Raw genomic sequence first — 19,713 nt, 5'->3', positions numbered from 1 at the left:
TCAGCCTGTTTATTTTTTTGTCGTACAACCCTCCCTGCCTGAATAAATATGGGTAGACAGGCTTTTAGGGGAGGAGTAGAGGAAAATGAATGTATTTTTAAGTTATATCCTGTTAGGGCTATCGCTGGCTGCTCCCATTGGACCAATTAATGCAGCACAAATTGACCGAGGCATTCGTAACGGCTTTATGCATTCATGGTTAATTGGAGTGGGGGCAGTGATGGCTGATGGCATTTATATGCTTGCGGTTTACATAGGGGTCGTTAGGTTTCTAGAAGCAGAAATGGTCCAGACTTTTCTCTGGCTGTTTGGGTTTTTCGTCCTCATCTATACAGGAGTGGAGACTTTGATCAATGCCGGAAAAATATCTTTGGAGCATTCCAGGGGAAAAGAACCCTTGATAAAATCCTTTTTCACCGGATTTTTTATGTCCATCTCCAATCCGCTGACCATCTTGTTTTGGCTGGGAATCTATGGGTCTGTTCTGGCTAAGACAGCGGCGACCTATGAAACAAGTCAATTAGTGCTATACAGCAGCGCTATTTTTATCGGGCTGTTCATTTGGGACATTACGATGGCTAGTGTAGCAAGCAGCTTCCGCAATTTTTTAACTTCTAAACTGCTGGTGGTGATTTCGTTTCTTTCCGGACTTTCCTTAATCGGGTTTGGTATCTATTTTGGCTTCCAAGCTTTTAATCTTTTATTTGACAGGTAAAAAACGCTCCTATTAATATGTAAGAAAATACCATTGTCTTGCGAATCATTTTTATCCTTGAAGTTTCCTAGAATACGAGGAGGGAATAGTTTGAGTAAAGTACAGTTGATCATTGATGATTCATTGGCCATTATTACGATTAACCGTCCCAATCAACTAAATTGTTTTGATTCGGACAGCTTGGGCCAGCTGAAAGAGATTGTAGAAGGGCTGAAATTAGATAAAGAGGTACGGGCTGTTATTATTACTGGAGCGGGTGAGAAAGCATTTAGTGCAGGTGCTGATTTAAAGGAACGCAGCACTTTAGACGAAAAAGGAGTCCTCAAAAATGTCAGGATGATCCGGGATGTTTTTACTTTGATTGAAGAACTGCCGCAGCCAACGATTGCGGCCATCAATGGTTATGCCCTTGGAGGCGGATTGGAGCTTGCTCTTGTTTGTGACTTTCGTATCGCCGTAAAGGAAGCGGTAGTAGGCTTGACGGAGGTAAGCTGGGGAATTATCCCGGGAGCCGGGGGGACACAGCGGCTAACTCGGTTAATTGGCACCTCTAAGGCGAAAGAATTAATCCTCACTGCTAGAAAAATAGACGCTTTTCAAGCATATGAACTGGGAATCTTCAATAAAGTGGTGGAACGGAAGGAATTGATGAACGCTGCCATCGAACTGGCACAAGAAATTACCCGGAATGCCCCCCTTGCTGTGATCCAAGCCAAATACGCCATCAACCATGGCGCCAATGTGGACATCAAAACAGCACTTGCCATTGAAACAAAAGCATACGAAGTCATCATTCCAACAAAAGACCGAACCGAAGCCCTAAAAGCCTTCAAAGAAAAACGCCCGCCTAACTTCAAAGGCGTTTAAACATGGGGACAGTCCCCCACTCCGTTAATGCTGTAAAGTGCCGGGGGACTGTCCCCTATGCTGTTGGCCATGGCTTAAGGATGCTTTTTCTTTTTTGTTTTTCTGTTTTTTTCCATTTTATGTTCATTAGCAGGGTGATGAGTGCGATGATTGCGACAAATGCCAGGCTAATGAAGAATCCTGGCCGGCTTGTGGCGTGGAACAGGGTGCCGGCCACAGCTGTAAAAATAAAGGCTGCACCTAGGGTATATTTGATTTTGTCCTTAGCTTTTAGTTCCAAAAGCTTTTTCGATGATGCCAGGATAAATACCCAATTATAAAGCAGCATGAGACCTGCAGCGGTTGTAATATATTCATATATCCGATTGGGCATCAACAGTGCTGCCAGCACTGAGAAGGTAATGCCTGCTACGGTAATCAGCAAAGTTGGCAGCGGAACCTTTAACTTTCCCTCCTTTGCAAAGCTGGCCGGGGCATCTCCTTCTTTTGCCAGGGTAACAAGAACGCTTGTCACCCCATACAGTGAGGCAGTCATCGTCGAAAATCCGGCAATAATTAAGGCAGCATTAAAAAAATGAGGTACGAAGGCAAGATGATAGGCATCTAAGGCAATCACAAACGGGCTTTTCTTCGTATTGAATTGATCCCAGGGCACCATCATCACAGCCAGGCCAATCGAGAGGGCATAGATGATCATCAGGGAAAACAGCATAACCTTCCCTGCTTTCGGTGCTTCCTTGGGGTTTTTTAAATTTTTGGCCATTAATCCAAGAATTTCGATTCCGCCAAATGCATAAAAGGCAAATAGGACAGCTGACCACAACCCGGTAAATCCCCCAGGGAAAAAGTCCCGCGTTTCATCCGGATATTGAATCGGGCGATCCCCATCAATCACGCCAAAAATGGCAAGAAAGGCCAGCACGATGAACATCAGAATAGCCGATATTTTTAATACAGCTAAAATATTTTCGATTTTATTTAGAACGCCAACACCAATCAAAATGATTCCCAGCCCAAGGATCGCGTAGCCCGCAGCAAATAGCCAAAGAGGCACTTTTGGAAACCAAAACTGCGAAAAAATCGAAAGGGCTGTCATTTGGCTTCCCATAATCAGCACTTCGGAGCACCAATAAACCCAGCCGCTGCTGAAACCTGCCCATTTTCCATAAGCTTTTTTGGCATAGGAACGAAAACCGCCCTCAAGAGGCTCCTTGGCTGTCATTTTGGAAAGGGCATCGAAAACAAAATAGGTGCCAAGCGCAGCAATCATATAACCAATCAAAATGGATGGCCCTGCCATCTTAATTGCTAAACTGGAGCCAAGGAAAAAGCCGGTGCCAATTGTGCAGCCTACACCAAATAAAGAAAGCTGCCACCACTTTAATTGACCCTCCTGTGCCCCTGTCTTTGAGTGACCCATCAACATTCTCCTTTTTGAGTAGCTTTGTCGTTAAAAAAGGTTGAGGCGCACCCCAACCCTTGTTCCACTACAGGTCTCTTCCGGCAGCACCGATTGATTTGTCGGTGTTGCTTTGGTTATTATAGTCTCTATCATTCAAGCCGGGCTGCTGCTTGCGGCCAGTTCCTAAATACGTTGACTGATGCTTGCTCTGAACTTGCCTGAATTTATCAAAGTTTTCATTTACCATCGATATCTCCTCATTTCCTTCTGTGTTCATTTTTAAGATACACGGACAATCTAAACTTATTCAGAATGGAAAAGGTGAATATTGGGATTTTATTTCATGTTACGGGAAAAACTTCCCACTTTTTGAAATATCACTTTATTACATATTCATCCGTAAAAACAATGACAATATAAAAGAACTATATAAAAAATCAGCCTAAAGATGACAAACCGCGCTTTTCTAAATGAAAGGGGTATGCAAAATGTTAACAACTGAGCAATTGGCCGATTTGCGGATACAATTATTGCAGGAAAAAAGTGATATAGAGGCGAGGCTTGACCAAAATGATTATTTCGGTCTTGAACGGGGGCATTCCCATGAATCAACAGGTGAATTATCCAGTTACGATAATCACCCAGCTGACGATGCAACAGAGCTGTATGAAAGGGAAAAAGACATTGCCTTAAAGGAACATTATGAACTGGAGCTGAAAAATGTGGACCGTGCCTTGGCGGCAATGGAAAAGGGCACATATGGGAAATGTGAGGTTTGCGGGAAAGAGATTCCGTTAGAACGGCTGCAGGCCATTCCAAACACAACTCATTGTATCGAGCATAGCCCGGATCAAGTGATTTCCCGTGAACGGCCGCTGGAAGAGGGCGTGTTGATGCCGCCATTTGGCAAATTTGACATGGATGAACAGGATGAAAATGTCGCCTTTGATGCCGAGGATGCCTGGCAAGTCGTCTCCCAGTGGGGCACAAGTGAATCTCCATCCGACTTCTTTTATACGAAAGACCATTATAACGATGTTTCTACTGAAGCGGAAGAAAGCGAAGGCTATGTGGAGGACTATGAAAATTTCGTCGGAAATGATATGTATGGAAAAAATATTACTGTTTATCCGAATCCGCAGCATGAACGGTATGAAGAGGCGCTTGATGAAGAAGGGATTATGACCAGTTTCGGTGACTTGCCCGCTTTTGAACATGATCCATACGTGGAAGAGGCTGACAATTATATAGAGCCTCATGATCCTAATAGAGTGGATCAAAGGCCATAATTCAGATTCACATTAAAAAAAGAAAACAGCTTTCACTTTGAGAGCTGTTTTCTCTGATTTTACTGCTTTACTCGGCGTCGTCTTGCCCAAGCGGAATATCTTTGCCGGCTACTTGATCCATGACACCGCCAATTTCACCCTCCATATAGGAGTCCATGACCTGCTCATGCGTGATGGCGAGAGCGTCACCTTTTTGGGAATCCTCATGATTATAAACACGTCCGGCAATGTCTGAAGCATTTGGTTGATTTTTTTTGGCCAATTTTACCACTCCTTTTATAATGTGATTCAAGGCTATTTTTTTCAATTTACGTAAGGATTACTCTAAAAATTTTATTGAAAGGCTGAGGAACAGAATGAATCGTAAAAAAAGATTTCCCACTCGCAAACAATTAGACCAGGCGTTTCATTACCTCCATGATCAAATTAATCGAATATCAGTGGTGGAGGAAGTGGAACGGTTAAAACTGGAGAAACAAGGGAATGAAGAGTAAGGCAGTTTGAATGTGAAGGTGGTCTTTATGGGAACAAGAGAGGCTTTGGCAAAAAAGATTGCCTGGATTAGCGTCATAAGCAATATCATCCTTACATTAGGAAAAATCATCATTGGCTGGTATGGCAACAGTGATGCTGTCTTTGCCGATGGAATACACTCAGCAGCAGATGTATTTGCATCGGTCATCGTCCTGCTTGTCATTAAAATCGCCAATAAGCCCGCAGACAAGGAACATCCTTATGGGCACGGCAAGGCAGAAGTCATTGTGTCAGGGATTGTGGGGATCCTGCTCTTCTTAGTCTCCCTCTATGTTGTGTATGAAGGACTAATCGGGTTCTTTCAAAGACCGGAATCACCGAGCATTCTTGCGATGTGGGTGGCGATATTTTCCTATGCCGCGAAAGTTTTTTTATACCGCAGTTCATTAAAAGTTGCTCAACAAAATAACAGTAAGGCGATTGAAGCGATTGCGTTTGACCATAAAGCCGATATTGCTGCCTCCATCGCAGCCGGTATCGGTGTCATTTTATCGATAATCGGCCGGCAGCTGGATATCCATATACTACTGTACGGAGACAAAGCCGCTAGTATTTTTGTCGCCTATTTGATTTTTAAAATTGCCAAAGAAATGTTGACTGAGGCATTTGACATTTTACTGGAACGGAATATTAACACCGAAACAATTCAAGAATATATTGCTGTTATAAGTGAGTTTCCTGAGGTTAGACGGATTGACCGTATCCGGGCAAGGGAGCATGGCCATTACATTCTGGTTGATTTGCGGATTGCCATTGATCACTTTAAAACGATTAAGCAAGGGCATGACCTTGCAAGAACCATCAAGCGAAAACTGATGGACCAGCATGATAATATCCGGGAAGTGCTCATTCATTTGAACCCTTATTTTCCGGAAGAAAAATAATTTCCAAAAAAACTGGTTTGTACTTTCCGAAATAAGGGTTTATGATAGGAGTGGAAATAATATCGTAAAGGAGTTGATATTGTTGAGTTACTCTATGGACCCGGACCCCAGTAGTCAAGGGGAAGTCAATAGTTTCTTTCAATTGATGGATTTGGTTACTGCAATAATATCAACTCTAAGAAAAGGTAATTGGCTTCCTCGAACAAAGTAAGTGAGGAGGTTTTTGCAATGCTGGAAATTTTTAAAAGTACCGAAACAAGGGTATTGGAAAAAGTGGACGTGATCTCAAAAGGCTGCTGGGTTAATATGTATGCACCTACAGTAGAGGAAATTGCAAGAGTATCATCAGATGCTCAAGTCGATATCGACATTATTAAAGACGCTTTGGACGACGAAGAACGCCCGAGGATTGAACGTGATGAGGGCAGGATCTATATCATCGTTGACTTTCCTTATATCGTTCATGATGAAAACGGACTTGAGGTTTATGAAACAATTCCAATCGGCATTATTCAAACGGAAGATAACATTATTACTGTCTCACTAAAAGATTCTCCGATTATTGATGAATTTAGAAAAAATCGTGTAAAAGAATTTTTTACGTTCAAGAAGACACGCTTCGCGTTGCAGCTTCTTTTTGTGATCTCTTCTTACTATCTCCGTTATTTGAAACAAATTAATAAGAAAACAAATGAAATTGAGCGCGTTGTTCACGAATCATTAAAAAATAAAGAACTTTATGCATTTCTGTCGTTAGAAAAGAGCTTGGTCTATTTTACAACATCCTTAAAATCTAACAAGGTTGTGCTTGATAAAATTTTGCGGTTCAACTATTTAAAAATGTATGAGGAAGATAAGGATTTATTAGAGGACGTTATTATCGAGAAAACCCAGGCCATTGAGATGGCGGAAACCTATCATACCATCTTAACGGGGATGATGAATGCTTTCGCATCCATTGTTTCTAATAACCTGAACATTGTCATGAAATTCTTAACCTCGATTACTATTATTCTATCGTTCCCAACCATGGTATTCAGCTTATATGGGATGAACGTGGAGCTGCCATTCCAGCATAGTCCGCATGCGTTTATTATCGCTTTGCTGATATGCTTGGTCTTGTCTTCGATAACAGGATTTGTTTTTTGGAAAAAGAAATATTTCTAGAATGCCAGCCTTTGAAAGGCTGGTATTTTTATGAAATCTAAGGATGACAATCGTCAATTTTGCTTATTTTTCATAAAAAAATTTGCACCTTTCTTATGAAATACGACGGAAAACTGAAAATTTTCCCAATATCCATACTTAATGGCTGGAACTGTCGTTATTTTAAAAATAATCAGCCAAAATAATGTCAACGAAAGCGGTTTTGTAGTAAAATTAAGGAAAAAAGAAAGGCAAGCCTGGTGGTAATCATGGAATTTGGAGCCTTGATAAAATTCTATCGGACACAAAAGGGAATGACACAGGCGGAGCTTGCTAAAGGGATATGCTCTGTTCCGCATCTAAGCAAAATTGAGAACAATTCGAAAGAAGCAAATAAAGATACGATTGATCTGCTGCTTGACAGACTGAATATCAGCTTTGAAGAGATAGAAGAAAAAGAGGGAGAAATACAATTACTGTTAGGACAGTTTAGTGATAAAATTAACTATTTCTTGATAGATGAAATAGACGGCATTTACTTTAAACTTAAAGAAATAGAGCATATTATTCCGTTCTCAAAATATATGTATACATATGAATTATACAAATATAGGTATCTATTATTCAAAGGATTTCTGGCTGAAGCCGAAGTACAAAAGGACCTATTGTATAAACAAAAGAAAAATTTTTCCCAATACGAAGAGTATTTATTTCATTATTATAATGCGGTATTTTTAATATTGAAGAACCAATATAAGGAAGCTGATGAATTATTAGAAAGTCTTTATAATGATTTTCATTATGAATCACTCAGCGGTGAATTCCTCTATCACAGAGCACTTGTTAAAGTGTCACTGGATGAATCCAGTCATGCTATTCATTTTGGCAAAATGGCATTGGAAATCTATTCAAATCAGTACAATTTTATCAGGGTGCTTCATACATTAATGCTTCTAGGGATTAGTTATACCGATTCTAATATTTATGAAGAAGCACTTGAATGCTATAAGCATTCGATCCGTAATGCAGAGATACTAAAGGAGGAAAAATTACTTCCTCAGATTTATCATAATATGGGCCATTTGCAAACTAAATTAAACAACTACAAAGAAGCTTTGTACTACTATGAAAAAAGCCTTTCGTTACAAAGTGAAGTGAATCAGCACTATCTGTTTACGCTTTACTCCATCGGAGAACTCCACTATAGTAACGAAGAATTTCAAAGGGCTGAGTCGTGTTTTCAAGAAGTTAATTTAATTTCCAGGGAACGCAAAATTAGAAAATTTATTTTATTGTCTGATTTTTATTTACTAAAAATGAACTCCCCGGAGAAGGCGATTAAGCATTTAGAAACAAAAGTTATTCCTTATTTTGAGGAGAATAAAGAATTAAAGGAATATATGAGCCAATTTTACAAATTGCTAGCAGAACACTATACCCAAAAAGGGATGGCTTTTGCTGCAGTTAAATATTTACATAAAATTATTTAGGAGGGTATTTTATAATGAAAAAGAGAACAGCCATTTTATTTGCTATTTCAGCCCTTGCATTATTTGTTGCAACTAAAGGTGTAAATATCCCTATACTGCCTCCAGTATAATAAAAAAATCTCTGACTCATGTCAGGGATTTTTTTGTGCATAATACTTTGTGAATGAGGTGATTAGATGATGGAGATTAAGAAGGAACCGCAATTTCAGGGCGGCGAATTTGAAGATAATAGGGTGAAGGGGCTGTATGGACTGGACCCAGAAATGAGCCTGCTGTCCGTCAGCTTTGCCACCGCTGCGGAAAATCCCTATTTAAACGAGCAGGATCAAGAGGATACGAAGGATCATGAGAATTGATTTTTAGGGAGACACTATCCATAATAATGTATGGCAAAGGATTAAGGAGGATACGATGCAATCATTTTCAGTAAGTTTTCATCAAGAAGATCATGTCGATGCAATGCTAGTCCAAAAATTAAGCGAGGATGACTTCGAAAAAGCCACTGAAGGCGGCACAAGACATCTATTTGAGCTTGATACGAATATTGGGCTATTTGTATTTTTTGATGGTGCAGACAAGGATGGAGCGATTTCCTACATGATTCTCCATTATGAGGAAGGCAATGAGGATCCGGCAGGCTGCTACGCCTTTCAGCTAAGTGACTTTTATGAATTTATGGCTTTGTTCTTGCAGGACCTCAATTATCAAGAGGAAACCGAGGAAGACGAAGCGGAATATGGTCCCATCCATCATTTAGCCCACCTGATTTTTCATGTTGTGGATGCGGGGCGAGATATCGAAGTTTAAATCCGATTTGGGGCTAAATAACTTAAGTTGAAAAATAACAAAAGGCACTGGTCCTAATAGGACATAGTGCCTTTATTTTCATAAATTCAGCCTTGAAATAACGTTAAGCTTTTAGAATATCGTGGTCAACATAACGTTCGCCGTTTAATTCGCTAATGACGTTGATGGCAACTTTTGCACCGTCACCGGCAGTAATGATGGTGTGCATGCTGACACCAGCAATCGTTCCAGCTGCCCAGATGCCTTCAACATTCGTTTTTCCATTGGCATCCACGTCAAGAATGGTTTTCACTCTTGGCTCAGTGCCAGGTTTAGTATTTAACCCAGCTTTTTCAGCTAAGTCAGCCAGCATACCTGTAGCAATCACAACATGTTTTGCTTCATATACTGCTTGATCGGTCTCAACCTTTAAGCCGGTTTCAGTCTTGCTGATATTCGTCACGGTAGCTTGTACAAATTCTGCACCAAATTTGGCAGCTTGATCTTTGCCTGTTTGAACCAAATCAGGTCCAGCCACTTCTTTAACTCCATAATGGTTTTCAATCCAAGCCCGTTTGGTAACGCTCTTGTCATTGTCGATAACTAATGTTTGTTTACCAGCCTTTGCTGTAAAAATAGCTGCACTTGCACCGGCAGGTCCGGCACCAACAATTACTACATCATACATGCTGATTACCTCCATTAAAATAATTGTTTAACAGTAATATTATCTCCCTGCCGCAATAGAAAGTAAAATGATATGCCTAATTCAAAACTTTGGAAAGGCGAAATAGATTTGGCTGTTTCCAATTCCAGATTCAGGAAGAAGAAGGGGCAGAAGATTCAAAACATAACATTTAGGAAAAAATAAAAAGAACCATCATTTCCATCTGGGATTTGACGGTTCTTGTGCTTTTGCCGGTATAATTGATCTTTTTTCGTTTTTGTCGTTCTGGTTCGCATATCTGTAAAAACAAAGGGGCTTCTTTTAGTTTCCGGGTTTAGTTTTCCTTCACGTGAGAGTTTGTCACGAAGTTTTTTGGCTTGTGATTTTGCCATTTAGATTTCACTCCTCCAATATGGTTTCATTCCATTATATACCATTTGAAGGAGATTGAAAGAGGAAAAATTATATTTCTTGCATTTTGGATGACTGCTGCTCCTTTTCTTGGACAGGGGCTGCTTTTTTTCGAGTATGCAAAAAGTAGAAAAGGATGATGCCAATAAGGATATAGAAAGCAAATAGGAAATATAAAGAGCTGTAGCTCATTTTTGCAGCAATTAACCCTACTAAAAAGGAACCTAAGGCGACGCCAATATCATAGATCGATAAAAAGGTGGCTGTGGCCAATCCTCTTTTCCTAGGTTCGGCATCCTGGATTGCGATAGTTTGGAAGGTTGGGAATAAGGTTCCCCAGCCTAAGCCGATTAATCCGGCAGAGACTAAAAACAGCACCGGGCCAGAGCTTTTGCTTAACAATAGCATGCCGATGGCAAACAAAATGATGCACGGATAGGCGAGCACGTTAGGGCCATATTGATCCAGCCATTTTCCTGTAAACGGGCGTGACAATAATAGGATGACTGCATAAACAACAAAGAATAGACTGGACACTTGCTCTACATGAATCTCAATCGCATAAATCGATACGAAGGAAAGAAGAGCTGAATAGACAATTGCAAAAAAACTGCCGACAATGGCGATAGGTACAGCTGATGCTTCAAACAGTCCGCGAAATGAAAAAGTGGAAAGAACTTCAATTTGGCCAGGTGCTTCAGATTTTGGAATTTTTACACTTAAACCCGTAAACATGGCAGCAACAGCAACCACAACACTGAGAGCAAATACTGTTTTAGCCCCCCATTGCTGGATAGTCATCAAGCCGACAAAGGGTCCTAAAACCATTGCCATGTTCGTGGATAAAACAAAATATCCCATTCCTTCACCTCTGCGTGAAGCAGGGATGATATCAGCAACGATGGCCCCGACAGCTGTTGTAGCCATTCCGAAACCAACTCCATGAAGCAAACGAATCAGGAGAAATCCAAACATTTTTTCTGGAATAAAGTAAAGCGGCGATGCAGCAGCAAATAGAATTAAAGCGGTCATCAGCACTTTTTTATTGCCTGCACGTTCCAGCCATTGCCCTGCTAAAGGACGGGAAATAATAGCGGATAATAGGAAGATAGTCGTCATTAATCCTGCTTGTGAAGCGCTGCTGTGCAAATCATCCAATGCATAGCTGGGAAGAGTGACCAGCAAAATATAAAATGATAAGAATACAAAAAAGTTACTTAATGAAATACTGATGAAATCTTTCGTCCATAATTTTGGTTTGTTCATTCGATGCACTCCTTTAATCAAGTTGTTTCAACCAGTTTTTTTGTAAGTATAATAGCTCTTTTTGAGAGGATTCAGGAAACTGGCTTAATAAGCGGTTATTCACTTCAGATACAATTTTTTCCCATTCTGGGTACTGAGCCAGGGCTTCATCCGTTAGTTGGACATGTTTCTCCCGTTTATCCTGGCCGGTCTGCTGCCTTACATATCCTTGTTTAACGAGCCGCTGTATGGTCCGGGTCATTGGCGGTGCTTCCACTGAAAGGTAGTCACACAGTTCTTTTTGGGTGATCGAACCTTTTGTTTTAAGAACATATATAACAGCCCACTGGGAACTGTACAGTCCGGCAGGTTTCAAGGCTTCGTTCAGTTTGTTGGTGAGATGGCGGGAAAGTTGGTGAAGAGTATGAAATAGTTCGTGGATGATCATAAAATGTCTCCAAATAATAAAATAGTTACCTAGGTAACTATAAGACAAAAATAGGAAACTGTCAAGGAATATTCACATTTTTAACGCAGCAAAAAGCCGTGAAGATTGTTGATTCCTTCGCGGCTTTTTGTTAAAAAGACTATCTCATTACGTTAAAATATCTTGCTTCTGGATGGGCAAATACCATGGCTGATACAGAGGCCTCGGGTTCCATCATGCAGCCCTCGGTCAATTGGACACCGATTTCCTCAGGGGATAAGAGCTTAAATAGCTTCTTTTGGTCCTCTAAATCCGGACATGCCGGGTATCCGAAGGAATAACGCTGTCCTTGGTAATGCGCGGCAAACCGCTCCTGCATCGTAAAATCAATCGGGTCCGGAAACCCCCAGCGGTCGCGCATCTGCCGATGGATTAATTCGGCTAAGCCTTCTGCACTCTCAAGAGCCAATGCTTGAAGTGCGTGGCTTTCCAAAAATCTCCCTTGATTTTTGAATTCATCCGCTTTTTCCCGGATTCCACGGCCGGCAGTGACGGTAAAGAAGCCAACATAGTCCATCTCGCCGCTGCCGACCGTTTTCAAATAATCTGCCAGACATAAAAATGGTTCGGATTCCTGACGCGGAAAATCAAAGGTTTCAATCACTTGACTATGATCTACTGGGTCGTAAATATAAACTTTGTTTCCATCCGATTGGGCAGGGAAAAATTGATAGACGGCCCTTGGAGTAATCCAATGATTCGTGCCGGCATCCTTAATTAATTGATCAACTACTTCTTTAATCTTAAGAGTCTTTTCATCCTTTTCTTCCACTAGTTTCGCGATTTTCCCCTTCAACCCAAGATGGTGGCCCAGCAGCATTTGCATATTGATATAGGGTTCAACATGGGAAAGGGAGTACGATTTTAATACATGCCTTTTCGTATCCTTCGGAACAAAAACGGGCACTTTAATGGAAACAGTTGGTTTCACTTTCACGGCTACTGAGCTGGTGGTCCTGCTTGGCAGGTCTCTTGGAATTTGGGCAGCAGCCAGTTTTTCTTGCTTCTCGATAAGCAGCTTTTCCTGTTCCTCAGGGGTCTGCAGCTGATTGGCGAGGGCTAAACCAGCCATCGCATCCTTCGCATAAAGCACAAGTCCGTCATATTCTTTGGCAATTCTGGTATCCGTGAATTTGCGGGAAAGAGCCGCACCGCCCACCAAAATCGGCAGAGATATGCCGGCCTCCTTCATGTCCTGTGCTGTCAAGAGCATTTGTTGGGCAGATTTTACAAGCAGTCCTGATAAACCAATCATGTCAGGATGTTCTTCGCGAATCGCTTTGATTAATTCGGCAGAAGTAACCTTGATTCCTAGGTCGTGGACTTGGTAACCATTATTACTAAGGATAATGTCAACAAGGTTTTTTCCGATATCGTGAACATCCCCCTTCACTGTGGCCAACAGGACCTTGCCTTTGACAGAAGCGTTATTGCCTTTTTCCATATGGGGCTCCAAATGGGAAACAGCTGCTTTCATAACCTCCGCGCTTTGGAGGACTTCTGCAACAATCAGCTGGTTATCATTAAACAACCGTCCAACTTCTTTCATCCCGTCCATTAGCGGCCCATTAATGATATCCAGCGGGTCAGAGTAGGAGGAGAGTGCCTGGTCTAAATCAGGAAGCAGTCCCTCCTTTGTCCCTTCGACAACATAATAGGCAAGCCGTTCTTCCAGGCTTAAATTCAAGACGGCCACTTTTGCTTCTTTCTTTTTATCACGGTAAAAATCTGTAAAAACAGCCAGTGTCTCATCAGTGGTGTGAAATAAAAGCTTCTCGGCCAGTTCAGCCTCCTCTTGCGAAATGGATGCAAATCGCTCAAGCTTTTCCGTATTCACAATCGCATAATCGAGACCGGCCTGTGTACAGTGATAGAGGAACACCGAATTCAATATTTCCCTTCCCACCGGCGGCAGGCCAAAAGACACATTGCTGATCCCGAGAATGGTCTGGACACCCGGGAGCTGTTCTTTAATCAGGCGAATGCCATCAACAGTTGCCTGTGCTGATCCGATGTATTGCTCATCACCAGTGCCTACAGGGAAAACTAATGGGTCAAAAATTAAATCCTCAGGCTTCAACTTGTAATGATTTACAAGTAAATCATAGGAACGTTTGGCAATCTCTAATTTTCTCTCAGCCGTAACGCCCATGCCTTTTTCATCAATCGTACCAACAACAACAGCTGCGCCGTATCGATGGATTAGCGGAACAACAGCTTGAAATCGTTCTTCGCCGTCTTCCAGATTAATCGAGTTAATGATCGCTTTCCCTTGGGTATATTTAAGTGCTGTTTCAATCACTTTGTCATCTGTGGAATCAATGACAAGCGGGACTTTTACTTTTTTTACTACTTCTTTAATGAAATTCTCCATGTCGGCAAGCTCATCGCGATCCGGGTCAGCAAGGCAGATATCGATTACATGGGCACCGCCTTTAACCTGTGCTCTGGCAATTTCGGCCGCCTCCTCGAATTTCCCTTCGGCAATCAGCCGCTTGAATTTACGCGACCCGATGACATTGGTTCGTTCACCAACCATGATTGGCCGTAGTGTGGGATCATCGTAAATAAACGGTTCAATACCGGAGACCATATGGATGGATTTGTGATGGAATTCCCTTGGCGGATAGGGTTTGACAGCTGCACTAATTGCCTGAATGTGGGCTGGTGTGGTCCCGCAGCAGCCTCCGACAATATTCAACCATCCATGGGCGGCAAAATCAGCTAATTTTTTCGATAAAGTTTCTGGTGTTTCATGATAATGCCCTTCCTCGTCGGGAAGACCGGCATTTGGGTAGCAGCTGACAGCTGTTCCGGATAAGCTGGCAAGGGAACGGATATGGTCCTGCATAAATTCAGGTCCTGTCGCGCAGTTTAAGCCAACTGCGATGGGGTTCATATGCTCTACAGAAATATAAAATGCTTCAATCGACTGCCCGGCTAGCGTGGTGCCCATCGGTTCAATTGTACCAGAAATAAATAACGGCAGTTTTTTTCCGGATTTTTCAAAGGCTCGTTCAATCCCGGTAAAGCCGGCTTTGACATTCAGCATGTCTTGGCTCGTTTCGAGAAGAAGCAAATCCACGCCGCCATCAATCAATCCAAGTGCCTGTTCCTCATAAGCCTCAGCCAGCGCATCAAACGTTGTTCCACCGGTGACACTTAAGGTTTTGGTCGTCGGTCCCATAGAACCGGCTACATAACGCGGCCAGTCCTCTGTCGATATCTTCTCAGCTTCGGTCACGGCAATGACTGCTGCTTGTTTATTGATTTCATAAGCTTTATACCCAAGATTATATTCATCCAAAACAATGCTGGTGGCACCGAAAGTATTGGTTTCAATGATATCAGCACCAGCCTCTAGATATTCCCGGTGAATCTTGGCAATAACGGATGGCACAGTTAAATTTAGGTTTTCGTTGCAGCCCTCATAGGCCTCTCCGCCAAAGTCTGCAGCAGAAAGTCCAGCCTGCTGCAGCATGGTTCCCATGGCTCCATCCATGACGAGAATCCGCTTCTTCAGCTGTTCAGTAAATGGTGGTTTCGACATAGCTGTTTCCCCTCCGTTCATGCGCACGCTGACGGGCATAATTCGCCAGTTCCGCCGTCAGCTCATAGCGTAAAAATGGTGTAATTAAATAAATTCCATTGAATAAATCAAGTGCTGCATCAATTAAGGATTTGGTGATAGCCACTCCTTCACGTGCGGCCTGTACGGGATTGTCCTTTAGCTGGGCCATCCGTTCCCTGATGGAATCGGTAATTTTGATTCCCGGGACTTCATTATGGAGAAATTCGGCATTCCGGCTTCCGGTCAGCGGCATCAAGCCAATATAAATCGGTACTTTTAGATGTTTCGTAGTTTCATAGACTTCGATCAGCTTTTCTTCGGAATAGACGGGCTGGGAGATAAAATAATCGGCACCGTGTTCAATTTTTTTCTCCAGCCGTTTTACCGCTTTTTCTACCGAGCGGACATTTGGATTAAACGCTGCCGCGATGCTAAAGGCCGTTTTTTGCCCTAAGTCCTTTCCAGAATAGGATAAGCCCTCATTCAATTGTTTAATCATATGAATGAGCTCGAAGGAAGACACATCATAAACGGAGGATGCTCCTGGGAAATCGCCGACTCTGGCCGGGTCACCCGTTATTGCCAGCACATCATGCATACCTAAAGTGTGCAGCCCCATCAAATGGGATTGCAGGCCGATAATATTGCGGTCACGGCAGGAAATATGAATCAGCGGCCTGATCCCTAGTTCTTTTTTGACTAAATATCCTAATGATTCATTGGAAATTCGAACCTGTGCCAATGAATTGTCAGCCATGGTTATGGCATCGATTCCGGCTTCTTTTAAAGCTTTGGCTCCCTCGAAAAATTTGCTTGTATCCAGCTTTCTTGGTGTATCCAATTCAACAATCACGGATGGCCGTTCCTTTGCAATGTCTTGAAGGGGGACAAAGTCCCGTTTTGGCTCATGCTGTTTTACGATCACAGCTGCCCGTGTTTGCTTGATGATTTTTTCAGTCACCGGTTTCCGATTTTTTAATTCGGAAGCGAATGCTCGAATATGGTCAGGAGTGGTCCCGCAGCAGCCTCCCAGCAGCCGGACTCCTTGATTTCGAAATTCTTCTGCTGATTTTCGAAAATACTCAGGATCCCCTTCGTAATGGAACTTGCCGTCCGTATAGGCAGGAAGGCTGGCATTTGGATACGCTGATAAATAGGCGTGTTTAGGCAGTTCAATTTGCTCCAAAGTCTGCAGCATATGATGCGGTCCCAGCCGGCAATTAAGTCCAACCACATCAGCACCCAGCTCTTCCAGACGTTTCAAAGCGGTCGTTACTGGAGTGTGGTTCTGCAGAAGACCCGGCTCTTGGAGGGAAACCTGAGCGACTATAGGCAGTCCGGTTTCCTTCCTGGCAATGGCAAGGACTGTTTCGAGCTCTTCAAAGTCATAGAAGGTTTCAAGCAGAATCCCATCAACCCCTTCCAGAAGAAGGCAATATAATTGTTCACGGAAGCTTCGTTTTATTTCTTCCAAAGAAATGGAAGTGGGCTTCACCCCGCGATTGCCGCCCATTGTCCCGAGGATATAGGCCTTATTTTCCACTGCCAGTTTGGCATGACGTACGGCCGCGCTGTTTATGTCTTTTACCGAGTCTTCCAGCCCGTAGCGCTGCAGCTTTAAATAGTTGGCTGCATACGTATTGGTTTGAATCACATCGGCTCCAGCGTCAATGTAAGCCCGGTGAATATTTTGAATCTGCTCAGGATGGGATAAGTTTAATTCTTCAGAGCAGGAATCCACACCAAACGAATAAAGCAGGGTGCCCATGGCACCATCAGCGATTAGGATCTGATTTTTTAATTTTTCGAGAAAGCTCATTATTTATTCTCCTTGGTGGAAGGCAAATTGATTATGTTGAAGCTTTTCTAAGCTTTGAGAAAAATCGTTGATTATATCATCCGGATTTTCAAGTCCTACGGAAAGGCGGAGCAGGCTGTTTTTAATGCCGCGCTTCTCCCGCTCATCCTGCGGCATAGCCGCGTGTGACATTTTTGCCGGATAGGAAAGAATCGATTCCACAGCCCCTAGGCTGACCGCAAAGACAGGCAGCTCGACATGTGAGACAAACTCGCGAAGTGCTGTCTCATCCTTCAATTCAAAGGACAATACTGCTCCGGCCCCATTTGCCTGCGATTCCTGCAGCTCCTTCTGTGGATGGCCGGTTAATCCTGGATAATACACATTTTCAATCAGCGGATGCTCCGCCAAAAATTCAGCTATTTTTAAAGCGGATTTCTGTGATTGTTCCAACCGTACATGAAGCGTCTTAATTCCCCTAAGAACAAGCCAAGCATCCTGGGGACCAAGAACAGCGCCAAATGAAATTTGCAGGAAATAGAGCCTTTTGGCTAATTCTTCATCCTTGACGACGGCTAAACCGGCAACGACATCACTGTGGCCGGCCAAAAACTTAGTCGCACTGTGGAGCACAATATCCGCCCCAAGCTCCAGCGGCTTTTGCAGTTCAGGAGTCAAAAACGTGTTGTCAACAAACGTAAGGGCGCCAATTTCCTTGGCAATTTGGCTGATGGCCCTGATATCGGTCACCTTCAATAACGGATTGGACGGTGTCTCTGCATAAAATGCTTTTGTATTTGGCTGAATGGCCTGTCTGACTTGGCCGAGGTCGGTCATGTCAACAAACGTATGTTCAATTCCGAATCGGGTCAGTACCTGCGTTACCATCCGGAACGTTCCACCGTAAACATCCTCGGTAATCACGATATGATCTCCGGATGAAAGAAGAAGGAAAGCGGTGGAAATCGCCGCCATGCCGGATGCAAATGCAAAACCTTTAACTCCTCCTTCTAATTCGGCAATGACATCTTCTAAGGCTTCCCTTGTCGGGTTTAAGCTGCGTGCATAATCATATTTGCCAAAGCTGTCAACATCGAACTGATGAAAGGTAGATGCGTGCTGGATGGGGACGCTGACGGCACCGGTCACCGGATCAATTTTATGCTGGTTATGAAGCAGTTTGGTTTCAAAGCTGTACTCTTGAGAAGCCATTACGCAATCACTCCTTCTTTAACGATGGCTAAAGCTTGCGCCAGATCGCTGATTAAATCTTCTGAATCTTCGATGCCGACTGAGAAACGCAATAAGCGATTATCGACACCTGAAGCAATTCGTTTTTCTTCCGGGATATCGGCATGGGTTTGAGTGGCAGGATAGGTGATGAAGCTTTCCGTTCCTCCCAGACTTTCTGCAAAAGTAACTAGTTGAATGCTTTGTAAAAACGGATCTACCCAAGCTTCTTCTTTAAGCCGGAAGCTGAGCATTCCGCCTTGCCCTGGATAGAGGACATCCGTAACAGCATCATGGCTGCCGAGAAATTCTGCGATTGCTTTCGCATTTTTTTCATGTTGTTTCATGCGAAGCGATAATGTTTTCATGCCGCGCATTAACAGCCATGAATCAAATGGGCTTAAAACGGCACCTGTTCCATTGTGGTGGAACGCCAAAGCATCACAAAGTTCTTTTCCTTTAGCTACCACAAGCCCTGCTAACACATCATTGTGGCCGCCCAAGTACTTGGTGGCGCTATGGATCACAATGTCTGCTCCAAGCTGAATCGGCTGCTGCAGGACGGGAGTATAAAAAGTATTGTCAACAATAAGCAAGATGCCGTGCTGTTTGGCAATCTTTGAGATGGCGGCGATATCAGCCTGCTGCATTAATGGGTTGGTTGGAGTTTCAAGAAAAATCGCCTTGGTGTTTGCGTTAATTTTCTTTTCCACTTCGTCAGGCAAACAGGTATTCACATAATGGCTGGTTAAGCCCCATTTTTTGAAGCCTTGCTCGAGCAGGCGGTAGGTACCGCCATACAAATCTTCGCTGACAATCCATTCATCTCCTGATTCGAATAGCGAGAGGATGGTAAGGATGGCTGCCATCCCTGAACTGCAGGCAAATCCTTGGTCGCCGCCCTCAAGGTCAGCGATGGTTTTTTCAAGGAGCTGTCGTGTCGGATTTCCTGTTCGAATATAGTCAAACCCGGAAGAACGTCCAATTCCCTCATGTCGATAAGCTGTGGAAAAATACACTGGCGGGTTTACGGTTCCTGTGGCTGTTTCACTGCGGTTGCCTATTTGGGCAAGCTTGGTATCAATTTTGTACATGACGCACACTCCTTGGTAAGTAATTTGTTATTTTTGTTAAGAAAGCCAAAGGCTTTAACGCTATAAGGCAGTAAAGCTTTACTCAATAAAAAAAGTC

At 42.9% G+C, this 19,713-nt stretch carries 20 protein-coding genes; 9 read left to right on the top strand and 11 right to left on the bottom strand.

All coding sequences use genetic code 11. The features are described from left to right. The first annotated feature begins 85 nt into the window (after positions 1-85). The gene (locus NFS43_RS04575) at positions 86-715 is read left to right on the top strand and encodes a LysE family transporter (RefSeq protein WP_251549933.1); all 630 of its coding nucleotides are present in this window, start codon (positions 86-88) and stop codon (positions 713-715) included. A gap of 90 nt (positions 716-805) precedes the next feature. Then, positions 806-1,582, top strand: coding sequence for an enoyl-CoA hydratase-related protein (locus NFS43_RS04570; RefSeq protein WP_251549932.1), 777 nt, complete (start codon positions 806-808; stop codon positions 1,580-1,582). A gap of 55 nt (positions 1,583-1,637) precedes the next feature. Here NFS43_RS04570 and NFS43_RS04565 read toward each other — a convergent pair whose 3' ends face one another. After that, the gene (locus NFS43_RS04565) at positions 1,638-3,002 is read right to left on the bottom strand and encodes an amino acid permease (RefSeq protein WP_251549931.1); all 1,365 of its coding nucleotides are present in this window, start codon (positions 3,000-3,002) and stop codon (positions 1,638-1,640) included. 67 nt (positions 3,003-3,069) lie between these two features. After that, entirely contained in the window at positions 3,070-3,261 is a 192-nt protein-coding gene (locus NFS43_RS04560; protein WP_251549930.1) for a hypothetical protein, read from the bottom strand. 211 nt (positions 3,262-3,472) lie between these two features. Between NFS43_RS04560 and NFS43_RS04555 the strand changes: the two genes are divergently transcribed. Continuing rightward, positions 3,473-4,273, top strand: a complete 801-nt coding sequence (locus tag NFS43_RS04555) for a TraR/DksA C4-type zinc finger protein (RefSeq protein WP_251549929.1) — start codon at positions 3,473-3,475, stop codon at positions 4,271-4,273. A 67-nt stretch (positions 4,274-4,340) separates the two neighbouring features. Here NFS43_RS04555 and NFS43_RS04550 read toward each other — a convergent pair whose 3' ends face one another. Then, positions 4,341-4,535, bottom strand: a complete 195-nt coding sequence (locus tag NFS43_RS04550) for a YozQ family protein (RefSeq protein WP_251549928.1) — start codon at positions 4,533-4,535, stop codon at positions 4,341-4,343. A gap of 94 nt (positions 4,536-4,629) precedes the next feature. On the opposite strand from NFS43_RS04550, the gene NFS43_RS04545 reads away from it, so the two are divergent. The 6 genes from NFS43_RS04545 to NFS43_RS04520 all read left to right on the top strand — a co-directional run bounded on the left by NFS43_RS04545 (position 4,630) and on the right by NFS43_RS04520 (position 9,134). Then, positions 4,630-4,767: a hypothetical protein gene (locus tag NFS43_RS04545; RefSeq protein ID WP_251549927.1), complete on the top strand. Its 138-nt coding sequence runs from the start codon at positions 4,630-4,632 to the stop codon at positions 4,765-4,767. Positions 4,768-4,794: 27 nt separating this feature from the next. Then, positions 4,795-5,691 carry a cation diffusion facilitator family transporter gene (locus NFS43_RS04540; RefSeq protein WP_251549925.1) on the top strand — a complete coding sequence of 299 codons (897 nt, stop codon included), beginning with the start codon at positions 4,795-4,797 and terminating at the stop codon, positions 5,689-5,691. A gap of 228 nt (positions 5,692-5,919) precedes the next feature. Beyond that, a complete protein-coding gene (locus NFS43_RS04535; protein WP_251549924.1) occupies positions 5,920-6,858 on the top strand; it encodes a magnesium transporter CorA family protein in 939 nt (312 codons plus the stop codon). Between the two features lie 248 nt (positions 6,859-7,106). Next, on the top strand, positions 7,107-8,327 hold the full coding sequence (locus NFS43_RS04530; RefSeq protein ID WP_251549923.1) for a helix-turn-helix transcriptional regulator: 1,221 nt from the start codon (positions 7,107-7,109) through the stop codon (positions 8,325-8,327). A gap of 179 nt (positions 8,328-8,506) precedes the next feature. Next, positions 8,507-8,683, top strand: coding sequence for a hypothetical protein (locus NFS43_RS04525; protein WP_251549922.1), 177 nt, complete (start codon positions 8,507-8,509; stop codon positions 8,681-8,683). Positions 8,684-8,738: 55 nt separating this feature from the next. Next, the gene (locus tag NFS43_RS04520; RefSeq protein WP_251549920.1) at positions 8,739-9,134 is read left to right on the top strand and encodes a cytosolic protein; all 396 of its coding nucleotides are present in this window, start codon (positions 8,739-8,741) and stop codon (positions 9,132-9,134) included. 103 nt (positions 9,135-9,237) lie between these two features. Here the strand turns inward: NFS43_RS04520 and NFS43_RS04515 are convergent, their stop codons facing one another. From NFS43_RS04515 to NFS43_RS04480, 8 genes are all read right to left on the bottom strand, one after another. Beyond that, complete coding sequence (locus NFS43_RS04515; RefSeq protein ID WP_251549918.1) at positions 9,238-9,801, bottom strand: FAD-dependent oxidoreductase; 564 nt, start codon at positions 9,799-9,801, stop codon at positions 9,238-9,240. 155 nt (positions 9,802-9,956) lie between these two features. Then, positions 9,957-10,172 (bottom strand): hypothetical protein, encoded by a 216-nt coding sequence (locus NFS43_RS04510; RefSeq protein ID WP_251549916.1) that lies wholly within the window; start codon positions 10,170-10,172, stop codon positions 9,957-9,959. Between the two features lie 70 nt (positions 10,173-10,242). Beyond that, complete coding sequence (locus tag NFS43_RS04505) at positions 10,243-11,457, bottom strand: MFS transporter (protein WP_251549914.1); 1,215 nt, start codon at positions 11,455-11,457, stop codon at positions 10,243-10,245. A gap of 13 nt (positions 11,458-11,470) precedes the next feature. Next, positions 11,471-11,884, bottom strand: coding sequence for a MarR family winged helix-turn-helix transcriptional regulator (locus tag NFS43_RS04500; RefSeq protein ID WP_251549912.1), 414 nt, complete (start codon positions 11,882-11,884; stop codon positions 11,471-11,473). A gap of 139 nt (positions 11,885-12,023) precedes the next feature. Beyond that, complete coding sequence (gene metH / locus NFS43_RS04495; RefSeq protein ID WP_251549909.1) at positions 12,024-15,473, bottom strand: methionine synthase; 3,450 nt, start codon at positions 15,471-15,473, stop codon at positions 12,024-12,026. Continuing rightward, a complete protein-coding gene (locus NFS43_RS04490; RefSeq protein ID WP_251549907.1) occupies positions 15,451-17,313 on the bottom strand; it encodes a bifunctional homocysteine S-methyltransferase/methylenetetrahydrofolate reductase in 1,863 nt (620 codons plus the stop codon). Before NFS43_RS04490 ends, metH begins: the two co-directional genes overlap by 23 nt. 3 nt (positions 17,314-17,316) lie before the next feature. Next, on the bottom strand, positions 17,317-18,504 hold the full coding sequence (gene metC, locus NFS43_RS04485; protein ID WP_251549904.1) for a cystathionine beta-lyase: 1,188 nt from the start codon (positions 18,502-18,504) through the stop codon (positions 17,317-17,319). Beyond that, entirely contained in the window at positions 18,504-19,616 is a 1,113-nt protein-coding gene (locus tag NFS43_RS04480) for a methionine biosynthesis PLP-dependent protein (RefSeq protein ID WP_251549902.1), read from the bottom strand. Before NFS43_RS04480 ends, metC begins: the two co-directional genes overlap by 1 nt. Positions 19,617-19,713: the final 97 nt, after the last annotated feature.

The sequence above is a fragment of the Neobacillus muris genome (assembly GCF_943193175.1).
Taxonomy (GTDB): domain Bacteria; phylum Bacillota; class Bacilli; order Bacillales; family Cytobacillaceae; genus Neobacillus; species Neobacillus muris.
This window is presented reverse-complemented; position numbering and strand designations above follow the sequence as displayed.